The organism is Marinitoga arctica (assembly GCF_054657315.1).
The window spans coordinates 1-13701 of record NZ_BAAHYY010000018.1; the positions used below are offsets into that span (position 1 = coordinate 1).

General features: G+C 25.8%; 12 protein-coding genes. 5 read left to right on the top strand and 7 right to left on the bottom strand.

Annotated features, from left to right (window positions below):
- The 7 genes from ACYQ44_RS06170 to ACYQ44_RS06200 all read right to left on the bottom strand — a co-directional run.
- The coding region (locus ACYQ44_RS06170; protein WP_459996013.1) for an AAA family ATPase at positions 1-612 on the bottom strand (612 nt) is incomplete at its 3' end.
- A gap of 170 nt (positions 613-782) precedes the next feature.
- Positions 783-2078, bottom strand: coding sequence for a chemotaxis protein CheW (locus ACYQ44_RS06175; protein WP_459996014.1), 1296 nt, complete (start codon positions 2076-2078; stop codon positions 783-785).
- Between the two features lie 26 nt (positions 2079-2104).
- A complete protein-coding gene (locus ACYQ44_RS06180) occupies positions 2105-3760 on the bottom strand; it encodes a methyl-accepting chemotaxis protein (protein WP_459996015.1) in 1656 nt (551 codons plus the stop codon).
- The gene (locus tag ACYQ44_RS06185) at positions 3757-5826 is read right to left on the bottom strand and encodes an HD domain-containing phosphohydrolase (protein ID WP_459996016.1); all 2070 of its coding nucleotides are present in this window, start codon (positions 5824-5826) and stop codon (positions 3757-3759) included. The genes ACYQ44_RS06180 and ACYQ44_RS06185 overlap by 4 nt, the downstream gene beginning before the upstream one ends.
- A 196-nt stretch (positions 5827-6022) precedes the next feature.
- A complete protein-coding gene (locus ACYQ44_RS06190) occupies positions 6023-7108 on the bottom strand; it encodes a tungsten cofactor oxidoreductase radical SAM maturase (RefSeq protein WP_459996017.1) in 1086 nt (361 codons plus the stop codon).
- A 21-nt stretch (positions 7109-7129) separates the two neighbouring features.
- Positions 7130-8365 carry a molybdopterin molybdotransferase MoeA gene (locus tag ACYQ44_RS06195; RefSeq protein WP_459996019.1) on the bottom strand — a complete coding sequence of 412 codons (1236 nt, stop codon included), beginning with the start codon at positions 8363-8365 and terminating at the stop codon, positions 7130-7132.
- The gene (locus ACYQ44_RS06200; RefSeq protein WP_459996020.1) at positions 8362-10278 is read right to left on the bottom strand and encodes a molybdopterin biosynthesis protein; all 1917 of its coding nucleotides are present in this window, start codon (positions 10276-10278) and stop codon (positions 8362-8364) included. The genes ACYQ44_RS06195 and ACYQ44_RS06200 overlap by 4 nt, the downstream gene beginning before the upstream one ends.
- A 272-nt stretch (positions 10279-10550) precedes the next feature.
- Between ACYQ44_RS06200 and ACYQ44_RS06205 the strand changes: the two genes are divergently transcribed.
- Genes ACYQ44_RS06205 through ACYQ44_RS06225 form a run of 5 tightly spaced genes read left to right on the top strand, consistent with a single transcriptional unit; the run spans position 10551 to position 13700 of the window.
- A complete protein-coding gene (locus ACYQ44_RS06205) occupies positions 10551-10904 on the top strand; it encodes an MOSC domain-containing protein (protein ID WP_459996077.1) in 354 nt (117 codons plus the stop codon).
- Complete coding sequence (locus ACYQ44_RS06210) at positions 10895-11365, top strand: MOSC domain-containing protein (protein ID WP_459996078.1); 471 nt, start codon at positions 10895-10897, stop codon at positions 11363-11365. Before ACYQ44_RS06205 ends, ACYQ44_RS06210 begins: the two co-directional genes overlap by 10 nt.
- Before the next feature lie 11 nt (positions 11366-11376).
- The gene (locus ACYQ44_RS06215) at positions 11377-12294 is read left to right on the top strand and encodes an extracellular solute-binding protein (protein WP_459996021.1); all 918 of its coding nucleotides are present in this window, start codon (positions 11377-11379) and stop codon (positions 12292-12294) included.
- A 1-nt stretch (position 12295) separates the two neighbouring features.
- Positions 12296-12952, top strand: a complete 657-nt coding sequence (locus ACYQ44_RS06220) for an ATP-binding cassette domain-containing protein (RefSeq protein ID WP_459996023.1) — start codon at positions 12296-12298, stop codon at positions 12950-12952.
- Positions 12924-13700, top strand: coding sequence for an ABC transporter permease subunit (locus tag ACYQ44_RS06225; RefSeq protein WP_459996024.1), 777 nt, complete (start codon positions 12924-12926; stop codon positions 13698-13700). Before ACYQ44_RS06220 ends, ACYQ44_RS06225 begins: the two co-directional genes overlap by 29 nt.
- Position 13701 lies beyond the last annotated feature (1 nt).

Genomic DNA, 13701 nt, shown 5'->3' on the forward strand with positions numbered 1-13701 from the left:
ATTAAGTGCAGAGAATACTCCTGTTTTTGTGAATTTCGTTATTCCTGTTATGAATACAAATTTTATATATGCATCTTTTGTTTTTACTTTTTTATAGAATTCTCTCAAAAATGCTCTAAATTCTTCCGCTTTTTCTTTATTGTTTATATGTTCAAGTATTGGTGATTCATATTCGTCTATGAGTATTACTGTTTTTTCTTTATATTTTGCATACAATTCTTCTATTAAATTTCCAAATTTTGTTGGAAGATTATTTTTTATTGGAGGAATATTATATTCTTTATATAACTTTTCAATTGTTTCATTAAGAGAATCTATAAAATCTTTATATGTTGTAAGTGTGTTATCTGACATATCTAATTTTATTACAGGATATTCCTTGAATTCCCATTTGTCATATATGTATGTATCTTTAAATAATTCTTTTTCTCCTTTGAATAAATAATAAAACGTCGATACTGTTAAACTCTTTCCAAATCTCCTTGGTCGTGAGAAAAAGTAAAATTTACCACTGTTTATTAATTCATAGATGTATTTTGTTTTATCTACATATATATAATCTTCTGTTATTATTTCTTTATAATCCTGTACTCCTATTGGTAGTTTTTTCATCAAGTCACCTCCGAGCTTCTCTTCTGTTTTAATTATATCATATTTTTTCTTTATCATTCTTTTTGCAAATGTTGCTCTCAATAAAAAAAGCTCCCTTATTACTCTTGGGAGCTTTTTAAATAATAAAAATTTTTAATAAAACAAATAATTACTGCAAACTACAAAATATTTTATTTCAAATTTTCTACATTTAGGATAAAAATCAAATTTGATCCTTGATTTATAATATTTTTTAGGTATTTTCCAGATGAACTGTTAATACTTATTTCTTCAGGTACTTTTTCTATTTTACTTTTGTTTACTCTTATAATTTCTTCAACTTCATCAACAATTAATCCAAAATCTTTTTCTTTACCTTTTATTATCACTATATTTTTCGAATTACTAATTTCACCATTAAACATTTTATTTAAATCTATTAATGGTATTATTTCACCTCTAATATTAACAACATCTTTAGCATTTTCATCTTCTAATACTGTAACTTCCCTTACCTTTTCTATTTCTATTGCATAAACTTCATCAATTAATTTAAAAATTAAAAATAGATTTGATTCATCTATTTTCTCTTTTATTTTTCCAGTATCCTTTATATAATCATTTTTTATTTCTATTCCCAATTCATTAAATATTTTTTCTAAATCTAAAAGGGTTATTACTTCATCATTTAAATTAATTACACCTACTACCTTAGAATTTTTTGATGTTATATATAATTTGTTTATTGAATTTATTTCTATACTTGTTATATTTTCAATTTCTCCTACATGAAGTCCAAATTTTATACCATTTATTTTTACGATTATTAATTCTTTTAAAGTTACATCCCCTTTTCTGAAAATAGCATTTAAATCTATTATTTGTATAATTTCCCCTCTTAAAGTTATAACGCCTTTTATAAAATCTGGCATATCTGGAACAGAATAAATCATGGGTTTTTTAACTATTTCTTGAACATTTTCTACAGGAATTGCCATTATTTCGTTTCCTAATTTAAATTTTAAAATTTGGATTAATTCCTCATGCTTATCTTCTATATTTTTATTCAAGATTTCTTTTGTATAATTCTTTAAATTTCCTTCAAAGAGAGTATCAATTTCTATAACCTTATATAAACGGTCATTTTTTCTAATAACTGTTGAAAATTTGTCATTTTTTATTTTCTCTATTTCCTGATTTTCAACATCAATAATTTCTGATGTATCATCAACTATAATGCCTATATTATTTTCTTTTTTTGTTAAAATAACAATTTTTGAATCGTCTAAAATTGTCCCTCCAATATCCAATTTATCCTTAAGATTCATTATGGGAATGGTTTTATTTCTTAAATTAATAACTCCTAATATATAATCACTAAATCCTGGTACTTTTACTATATTTTCCTGTTTTACAACTTCTTGAACATTTACCATTGATATTGCATACTTTTCTTTGTTTAAAATAACGCTTATATACTGTGGCATTTTTTCACCACCTTTATTTTTTATTTTTAATTTAATTTAAATTGTTCAACAATATCTTCTAATCTTTCTGCTAATTCTGTTGACTGCTTAGCTTCTGCTGCTATATTTTCAATATTAGCTGTTTGTTCTTCAGTTGCTGCATTTATTTCTTGAACAGATGCATTTATTTTTGTAGAATTTTCAGATAATTCAGTCATTGCTGTAGCTATCTCATCTACAGACGCTGTTTGTTCCTCAACACTTGCTGCAATGCTTTCTAATTTCGCAGTTATTTCTTTTATTGCTTTTAATATTTTATCTAAATTTTTACCTGCATCATTTGAAAGTTCTGAACCTTCTTTAACTTTCTCATTTATAACGCTCGATACTTTCATTGCTTCCATTGAAACAACCTGAACACCTTCAACTACCTCTCTAATTTCATCAGCTGCCTTTCTACTTTCTTCTGCCAATACTCTAACCTCATCAGCAACAACAGCAAAACCTTTTCCAGCTTCACCAGCTCTAGCTGCTTCTATTGCTGCATTTAATGCTAATAAGTTTGTTTGTTCTGCAATATTTGTAACTGTATCAACAAAATCTTTAATTTTTATAGCGCTATCATTAAATTCCTTTACAACTTTTTCAATCTCAAGAGTTGTTTCTGTTATTTCTGCCATCTTATCAATAGCTTTTTTTACTGTATTTCCTGCTTCATCAGCTTCTTCTGTTGATTCATGCCCAAATTGAGCTGCTTCTGTTGCATTATCTGCAATTAATTTTGTTGCAGATGATATTTCTTCTATAGACGCTGTTGTTTCTTCAATCGCTGCAGTTATATTTTCCATTTCTGATGCGATATTTGTTATTGCAGTTGTTGTCTCTTGTGTTGCTTCAGAAGATACATCAAGAGTTTCTGTTATTTCTTTCATTGAGGATATAAGGGTAACACTTTCTTCCTTTAAATCTTTCATATCTTTTTTTAATTGTTTATGCATTTCTTTAAAAAACCCTATTAATTCACCTAATTCACTTTTATCTTTAACATCAGGTATTTCAACTGTATAATCTTTATTTGAAAGCGTTTTTGCATAATTCATCAAAATTCCCAAAGTTTTTTTAATTCCGTTTATTAGCATAATAGAAATTAACAAACCAACTAATATTGATATTACTATTATAATTATACCGGTTTGTTTAGCATTTAAAATAACTTTTTCATTATTTAATGTGATGTTATTTACAATATCGTCAATTCCATTTTGAAGATCCAAAAAAGAGGCTACTGCATTATTTCCTACATTTTTAAAATTTTCTACATTCTTTTTTATGTCTTCAGGAGATTTATATGAAATTATCAAATTAAGATATGCACTAAGATCATTTATTGCTTTTTGTTGTATTTCTTTTAAACTTACGTTTAAATTTAATTTTGATATATTATCTATAACTTCTTTTAATTTATTTTGTGCATCATTTTTTAAATTTTCATCATTAAATGCCAAATATTCTGCAATATTTTTTCTAGATTCCATAAACATTGTTGAGTATTTCCCGATATTTTCCATATTTTTTGTTGCTAAAACTAATTCGTCCTCATTTCTATTAATTACAGAAAATACATTGTTAGATATTAAAAATATAACCAATTGTGAGATCAATAAAACAAATACCAACAACCAAATTTTCGCTCCTAATTTCATAAATATTCCTCCTTTGAAATTTTATTTGACATTGTGTCATATATTTCTTTTATTTCTAAATGATATTTTTTAAATACTTCAAGTATTTTTGGATGAAAATGTGTCGGTTTCACTCTTTCATCACCTTCTGTTATAATTTTATACACTTTTTCATGAGAAAATGCTTCTTTATAACTTCTTTCAGAACGCAATGCATCATATATATCTGCTAAAGATACAATTTGAGCTTCTATTGGTATTTCCCCATTTTTTAATTTAAATGGATATCCACTTCCATCATAATTTTCATGATGATATACTGCTATGTTTTTAGCTAATTCAAAGTATGGGTCATCCAACAATTTAACGGCATATATAGTATGCATTTTTATTTTTTCATATTCTTCTTTTGATAGCTTTTCTGGCTTTCTCAACAAACTTCTATCAATAAAAATTTTACCTATATCATGTAAAGGTGAAAACTTCTCTATTTCAATGCATTTTTCCTCATCTAATCCTAATTTTTCAGCTATAAATTTTGATATTTTTCCTACTCTATAAATATGATTACCTGTAATATCATCATGTGCTTCAGCTATTATCGAAAGTTTAGTTGCAAAACGTAAATAAGCATCTTTTATTTCCCTGGTTAATGTTTTTTCTGACCAAAATGCCTTTATTAAATTTCCAAATCCTTCTATTAATCTATGTGAATTTTCAGAAAAATGTTTCTCACTTTTTTGAGATATATCTAAAGATATTCTTGCCCAAAGATTTTTATTTAAAGCTATTTCATGAATTAATGTTTCTTTTATAGGAAATGCCGCTTCAAGTAATAAATTGAACTCATTTTCAGGAAAATTTTCATTTTTTTCTTCATATATAACGTTATTTACAACTCTTATATCCTCTTTATCAGGGATTTTACCTATAATAGATGTTATTCTTTTTAATTTATTTAAATTATGCCCATATGATGCAACAAATTTGGTTTTTTGATTTTCTAAATCTATTATTATTATACTTCCATAATCTGCTTCTGATATTATATTTATAGCTACTTCTAAAATATTTTTATAAAATTCATCTATAGAATTTGAGGCTTTCATCTTCGATAAAACTTCTGTCATTTTCATAAATTTATTTGAAAATTCCTCATTTTTCCTATATAATTCTTCCAATTCTTCATTAAGAGATATTAATTCTTCATTAGCAGCTTCTATACTTTCATTCTTCTCTTTTAATTCCTTTGTTGCATTTATTAATGATTTTCTATAAATATATAACATTACTAAAGTAATGAATAAAATAAATATTCCTAAACTTAATATCCAAAATATCCACTCTGGTATTTTATTTTTTATATTTCCAAAATATTTTTCTATTAATTCATAATATACAGAATTTTTATCATTTTTCCATTTTTTTAGGTACATATCAATAGTATTTATTATGTCTGCATTTATATTTTTTCTAAATCCATATTTTATATCAACAGGTGAAAACAGTATATTTGTTTTATATAAATTATATTTTTCACCATTGTATGCTCTACTAATCACTCCAGCATATGCAATTTTATTTTTTACAGCTTTTATAACTTCCTCATATGTTTTTAATTCTAAAAATTTTATATTTAAATGGAATTTTTCAGAAAGCTTTTTTATTCCTTCTTCTCCAACATAATATATGTCTTTTTCTGCCACAGCTACAGTTTTATCTTTTAACTTTAATATTGAATCCAAATCTTTATCATAAGAGTATATATTTCCCCAATTTGTAAAAACGTTTTCTTGGTTAAATAAAATAAAATTTTCTCTCTCTTTAGAATAAGCAATATCTACAAGAATATCTATTTCACCATTCTTCAATTTTTCATATAAGGCTATAAATTTCCCATATTCATATTTTAAATTAAATCTTTCCTTTTTAGCTATTTCTTTTAATATTTCTACACAAAAACCCTCTGCCTTATTATTTTCATAATATACAAGTGGTGGATTATTATATATACCTATTATTGATGTTTTTGAAAAACCTATTATTATAATTGTTGTAAAAAATAATATTAAATATTTTTGTTTCATATACAAAAATACCACCTCATTTTAATAAAAAATAAAAAAAAAAAAAAAAAAAAGTTACATTAGAAATTATAATATAACCGTTTATCAATAAGTTTTTTAATGAGTTAAAATTTAATTACATTTTAATTTGTTTGTAATATAAAAATGTAATTATTTTATTTTTATATAAAAAATAGAAGAAGCGTTAAAGCTTCTTCTACGGACATAATATTATATTTCTCCACCATAAACAATCTGCACATGAAGGTTCATTACCCCAACAATCTTGCTGTGTTGTTTCGACAAATTGACATCCATCTTTTAAATCACAATCTGTACAAGATGGAAATAATGCATTTTTTACCTTATATCTAAACCATGAATAATCTTTAGACATCCAAATATTAGATAATTTATATTCTAGTATATTCCCAAATGAATGCGCCTTAATTTCTTTTTTCTGTCCATATACATATTCTATTCCATCATGTAAAAATCTATAACATGGAACTACTTCACCGTCCCATCTAATGACAGTTGCATTATTTTCAATAAAATTGCAATGTCTTTCTGTTTTTAATTTAAAATTGGGAATAATTGCACTTACTTTAGCTGTTACTGCATTTGATATTAATTTTCTTAAATTAATATCTCTCTCTTTATTATCCTCACTGTATAATTCCAATCCAAGAAAATGATCATATACTGGTAATAAATTTGAAATTACCACCTTTCTTATACCATAGGGTAAAAGGGTTTTTACTATGCTCCCAAAATCCTTATAATTTTTTTCTGTCAATACAGTTTCTATTGAAAGTGCTGGTTTCCCTGTATTTCTATTTTCTTTATATTTTGATATTTTTGCTAATAGTTTTTCAACATATTTAAAACTCGGATGCCCCACATCACCTGTTTCAACGGAAATAATCAATTCATCAACCTTAAGGTCTATTAATTGCATAATTAACAAATCATTTAACATATAACCATTTGAAGTAATCGTGAGCATATATCCTTCTTGTTTTATTTTTTTTATCATATCTAAAAAATGTGGGTTCATAGTACATTCTCCAATACCGCCAAAAACAACATGTTCAAAATTAGGAAATTCTTTCAAATCTTTTATGACCTTTTCAAAAATCTGTTTTGTCATAAAACCTTCCGGATCTGTAAATGTATTTTTAAAACACATAGGACAATCAAGATTGCATCTTGATGATAACTCTAAATAAATTTTTTTTAGATCCAAATTTGGTTTTAATATTAATTCCCCCATATTCATTTTAAAATGATATGAATTCATATTACTTCCTTCTTTCTTTTTTTAAATGTTTTTAAATGAATAAAATTCACATATTTCGTCTTTATATAATCCTTCTTTTCCTAATGGAATTCTAACAATCCCATCAGCCATTCTAAATGGAGAGGCAATTCCAGATTCTCCAAGAATAGGATGTGCTAAAAATTCATTATTTTTTCTTTCCAATTTTACAAATATAAATCTTTCTCTTCCTTGTGCTGTTGGAACATTTGTAGTTATTCTTACATATTTATCTACTTCTGGTATGAAATTACTAAATCCTGATATTTTTCTTATAGTTGGGAATAAAAACAAATATGAGCTAACAACAAACGATGTAGGATTACCAGGTAATCCTAATATTATTTTTTTATCTGTTTTCCCAAATATTACTGGTTTCCCGGGTTTCACTTGAACCCCATTATATAAAACTTCTCCAAAATATTCTATTGTTGATAATGAATAATCTCTAGCACCAAGAGAACTACCTCCAGAAATTACAACTATATCTCCATTTTCTAACGCCCATTTAACTCCTTCTTTAAATTCCTCTGGATCATCTTTTATCAATCTATATCTTTCAACATCAATTCCTTGTAAGTTTAACCACGACATTAGTGCATATGAATTACCGTCTCTAATTTGAGTTTTTATTCTATTTTCTGATGGTTCTACTACTTCATCGCCTGTCGGGATAATGCAAACCTTTGGTTTTTTGTATACATTTATTTTTGTAATACCTAAACTCATTAAATTATGAATATGTCCTATATTTATTTTTTCGCCTTTTTTTACCACTATGCTATTTTTCTTTACATCTTCATCTTTTTTTAAAATATTTTCACCAGGAGCTACTGATTTATAAATTTCAACTCTTTTTCCAAATTCTTTTGTATTTTCAATCATCACGCATGCATTTGCCCCAGCTGGTAGCATTCCACCTGTAGGTATTTTCACACATTCACCTGATTTCATTTCTCCTATATATTCTTCACCCATGAAAACTTCTCCTACTATTTTTAAAAAAGCTGGGTTACCATCACTTGCGCCAAATGTATCTTCAGCTATTACAGCATAACCATCAATTGTTGATTTATCGAATCCAGGCAAATTTTCAGGAGATAATATATCTTCTGCAGACGCATATCCTATTGCTTTTTCAGTTTCCAGTTCAATTATTTCAGTTCTTATATTTAACTTATCAATAAAATTAGTATAAATTTCTTCTCTTGGAACAAATATTTGAAATCTTTTCTTCATTTTACTACCTCCCATATTTTCCCAGTATCTTTTAATAAATACCCACCTAATTCTTCTGCTTTCTCTTTAAATTCTTTTGAAGTAATTATATTAACTATTATATCAAACCTTTTGTCACTTATAAAACTTTCATGAATTAATAAATCATATCTTTCATACGCTATTGGGATAAAATCTAAATCATATATATTTGCAGCTGCTTTGATACCTAAGCCCACATCTGCCATATCCTTTTTTATTTTTAATGCAAGATTCACATGTGAATACTCTTCATCTGAATATCCATGTATGTTTTTTGAGGATATTTTGTATTTATCTAAATAATAATCCAATAAAATTCTTGTACCAGCAGTTTTTTGCCTATTAATATATCTTATTCCTTCTTTTGTTAAATCAGTAAAATCTTTTATGTTTTTAGGATTGCCTTTTTGAACAATAAATCCTTGTTCCCTATATGATAAATTCATTAGTCTAAATTCATCAAGATATTCTTTAATATATGGAATATTATATTCTCCAGTCTCTGGATTTAATAAGTGCATTCCTGCCATATGCGTATATCCTTTTAATACTGCTAAAATTCCACCTAAACTTCCAACATTTGCAGATACTAAATTAATATTTTTCTCATATTTTTTTATCATATCTGCCAATAAATCTATTAACAAATCATGGCTTCCTATTACTAATATATTGTTATCTACTACTTTTTTCGATCTTTTTAAATATATGTTTATTTCTTCACCATCTTCAATAACCTCTACCCCTTTTTCTATATACACTACACCATCTTGCTTAGATATTGCAGAAATATTAGCAGCACCACGTTTTAACGGAACAGCTATATAATTGTTTTCTACTTTACCAACACCAACTCTTAAATATTCTTTTTCTGTAATTGATGAATGTATCCTTTTTGCTGAAATCCCATTTATTACTTCATTATTATAATAAATCTCCATTTTTGATTTGTTCAAAATAAGCGGTTTTACTATGTCTTCTAAAATAATATTACAAGATACAGGAAATCCTGGCAGCCCAATAACTGGCTTTTCATCAATTATTCCTAAAATAGCTGGTTTACCTGGTTTTATATTTATTCCATGAATAACTACTTCCCCAAGTTTATTGATTACATGAAATGTAAAATCTTTTGATCCAGCCGAAGACCCTGCATTTAATAAAATTAAATCATAGTCATTTATTTTATTTTCTATTATATTTGATATTATATTTTCGTCATCTGGCAAAATATCATTTACATCAACTTCGGCATTAAATTGCTCTAAATAGTTTTTTATCATTAATGAATTTGTTTCTGGAATTTGAAATTCTTTTGTTTTTTCTTCTGGTTTAACTATTTCATTTCCAGTAGGAATAAGTAATATTTTTATTTTTTTTATTACTGGTATTTTAAATATTCCAGCCATCATTAAAAATGATATATCTGAAGATGTTAATGTATGATATCTTGTAAATAGCATTTCGCCAGCACATATATCTTCTCCTACTTTTCTTACGTCTTTATATGGAAAAACACTATTTCTTATTTTTACATGTTCATCATCTATAATTTCAACATTTTCAATCATTATAACACTATCATACGGATGATCTATTGGATATCCTGTGTTTATATATTTAAAATCCTCATCTTTTTTTAAAATAATAGGGTTTGATTCATTTGCACCATATGTTTTTTTGCTAATAACCTCAATTCCATCCATAGCGCTACTATTATATGAAGGTACATTCTCTTTAGCTATTATAGGTTTTGCAGTAACTCTATTCATAGCTTCTCTTGTGTTTATAACTTCAATTTTATCATTTTTAAAATAAGTTTTTATTTTATCAAAATAATTATCCAAGGCTTCTTTTAGATCTTTTTTATTTAAATAAAATCTTCTTTTCACCTAACCCCTCCTTTAAATTATCTTTTTTAATTATACAATAAAATAACAAAAAAATGAAGATTATTTTCCGATTAATCATTATGAAATAATATAACGATATTTTGTAAAAAAAACGAAAAATGATATAATTATTAATACGAACAATTTTATCAATTATATTTAAAGGGGGAAAAATTATTAACAGCATTATTGTATCCTTAAATATATCTAAAAAAAGAGGAACAAGAAAAAATGTAGTAGATTCAGTAATCTTAAAGGAGAATTGGGGAATTATAGGAGATGCTCATGCTGGTAATTGGCATAGACAAATTTCCATGCTTTCAACAAAAAGCATAAATAAAATTGACAAAGAAAGACTTAAAACTTTAACTTATGGGGATTTTGCAGCTAATATTATTGTAAAAGATGTTATAATACACACATTACCAATTGGAACAAAAGTTAAAATTGGAGATGTTTTACTAAAAATAACACAAATTGGGAAAAAATGCGAAAAAGATAATTTAGTTAGAAAATTAACAGGAAAATGCATTACACCAGAAGAGGGTGTATTTTTAAAGGTGCTAAATGGAGGAGAAATTAAAATTGGTGATAAAGTTGAATTTTTATTGGAGGGATATCTTTGATTGAAAGTTATGTTGTTTCCATTAATATTTCAAGAAAAAAAGGCGTTGTAAAAGAACCCATTAAAGAAGCTGAATTACGGGTTAATTGGGGTATCGTAGGAGATGCTCACGCTGGTAATTGGCATAGACAAATTTCTATGTTATCAGAAGAAAGTATAGATAAAATGCGGAAATACGGTTATGAATTAAAATATGGGGATTTTGCCGAAAATATTACTGTTAAAAATGGAGAAATATATAAATTTCCTATAGGGACAAAGGTTCAAATCGGTGATACTTTATTAGAAATTACTCAAATTGGGAAAGAATGCCATACTTCTTGTGCAATTTCACAAACTATTGGAAAATGTGTTATGCCTCTTGAAGGTATATTTTTAAAAGTTTTAAAAGGCGGGAAAATTAAAATTGGTGATAAAGTGATTTTTTATACTCAAGAAACAAAAAAGTTATCAAAAATATAGGAGGGAATATTGTGAAAAAATTTCTAATAATACTTCTAATATTAACATCTATAACTTTATTTTCAGAAAATTTGATAATTCTTCATGCTGGTTCTTTAACAAATGTTTTAAAAGCTATTGCTATTGAGTTTGAAAAAGAAAATCCGAATATTAACATACAATTGATGGGATCCGGGAGTTTGGTTGTTGCGCGAAAAATTACAGAATTAAACCAATTAGCAGATTTAGCTTTTGTTGCAGACTATACTATTATTCCAAAATTTTTATATGACAAATATGCGAATTTTAATGTTGTTTTTTCATTTAATAGCATGGTATTAGCCTATACAAATAAATCTAAATATAATAATATTATTAATAAAAATAATTGGTATAACGTTATTTTCAATAATGGTGTTCTTTATGGTCACTCAAATCCTGATTTAGATCCTTGCGGGTATAGAACATTAATGACTATGCAGTTGGCAGAAGAACTTTATAATATTGATGGTTTATATCAAAAATTCTTAAATTCAAAAAATAGAATGGTTTTAAAAAAATCAATAGATTTAATTTCATATTTAGAAGCAAATGAAATGGATTATGCGTTTTTATATAAATCAGAAGCATTTCAACATAATTTAAACTATATAGAATTACCCCAAGAAATTGATCTATCCTCTGTAAAATTTGAAGAAAATTATAAAAAAGCATATGTAAACGTTCCAGGAAAAAATGGGGAAAAAATTAAAATTTATGGAAAATCAATAAACTATGGATTTACACTATTAAAAAATGCCCCCCATAAAAATTTAGCTATAAATTTTATAAAATTTATGTATTCTGAAAAAGGAAAAAAGATTTTTAAAGAAAAAGGTATGTCTTTATTTGCAAATGTTGATTTTCCTCAAAATTTACCAAATGATTTAAAAATATTATGGGGGTATTGATTTGGAAATTTTAGTTAAAGATTTCAAAATTACCTTTCAAAATTTTTCGTTAAAAATTGACTATTTAAAAATTAATTCAGGTGAATATATATATATTATTGGTCCAACCGGTTCAGGTAAAACATTATTTTTAGAAGCAATTGCAGGCTTTGTTAAACATAGTGGGAAAATTTTTTTTGGAAATAAGGATATTACTTTTTTCCCGTCTGAAAAAAGAGAAATTGGTTTTGTATATCAAAATTATCATCTTTTTCCACATTTAAATGTAGAAAAAAATATAAAATTTGGTATGAAAATGAAAAAAATGAATGATAAAGACTTTTTTTATTATATTGTCAAAAGATTAAATATATTTCATATTTTAAGTAGAAAAGTTCAAAATCTTTCTGGAGGAGAAAAACAGCGTGTTGCATTAGCTCGTGCATTAGTTACAAAACCAAATGTTTTATTATTAGATGAACCTTTATCAGCTCTTGATCAAGATACTAAAAATGATATTTTGAAATTGTTACATGAAATAAATCGGGAATATAATTTAACTACAATACATGTTACACATGATAAAAACGAAATAATAAATAATTCAAAAATATATAGAATTTATGACGGAACTTTAATGGAGGAATATGATGTTCAGATATCTAATTATAATTATTAGCTTTATTTTTATTTTTTCCATTACATTACCATTTTTAACTATTTTTTTGAATGTTGATTATAGCTTATTATTAGAAATCTCAAAAAGCTCTGAATTTTTAAATGCAGTAAAAACAACATTTAGTGCAGCTTTTTTAGCGACTTTTATTGCAATAATATTTGGAATCCCATTTGCTTATACCGTAGTTAGATATGATTTTCCATTTAAATCTATACTAGAAGCAATTGTTGATATACCTCAAACAATACCACATACAGCAGCAGGTATTGCTTTACTAATGACTTTAGGTAGAAATTCTATTATTGGGAAAAGTACCGAAATTGTAGGAATTTCATTTGTTCATACTTTTTGGGGTGTTGTTGCAGCAATGGGGTTTTTAAGTTTTAGTATTTTAGTAAATTCTGTTAAAGAAGGCTTTAAAAAAGTTGATATTAGATATGAAAAAGTAGCACGCTCATTGGGTGCAACTCCATTTAAAACATTTATTTTTATCTCTATTCCTATGATAAAACATGAAATAATAACAGGATCATTATTAATGTGGGCAAGAGGTATTTCTGAATTTGGCGCTGTAGCAATTTTAGCTTATTATCCTATGACGTTATCAGTACTAACATACGATAAATTTCAAGGTTATGGGTTAAAACAAGCAATTGCTATAACAGCTCTTATATTTATTATGTCTATGATTATATTTATTTTTATTAGAATAATACAAAACATATGGAAATATAATGAATCGAGGTAAT

Excerpts from the sequence above, each read along its gene's own strand:
- ACYQ44_RS06175 (WP_459996014.1), bottom strand. The coding sequence starts at position 2,078 with ATGCCACAGTATATAAGCGTTATTTTAAACAAAGAAAAGTATGCAATA.
- ACYQ44_RS06180 (WP_459996015.1), bottom strand. The coding sequence starts at position 3,760 with ATGAAATTAGGAGCGAAAATTTGGTTGTTGGTATTTGTTTTATTGATC.
- ACYQ44_RS06185 (WP_459996016.1), bottom strand. The coding sequence starts at position 5,826 with ATGAAACAAAAATATTTAATATTATTTTTTACAACAATTATAATAATA.
- ACYQ44_RS06190 (WP_459996017.1), bottom strand. The coding sequence starts at position 7,108 with ATGAATTCATATCATTTTAAAATGAATATGGGGGAATTAATATTAAAA.
- ACYQ44_RS06195 (WP_459996019.1), bottom strand. The coding sequence starts at position 8,365 with ATGAAGAAAAGATTTCAAATATTTGTTCCAAGAGAAGAAATTTATACT.
- ACYQ44_RS06225 (WP_459996024.1), top strand. The coding sequence starts at position 12,924 with ATGTTCAGATATCTAATTATAATTATTAGCTTTATTTTTATTTTTTCC.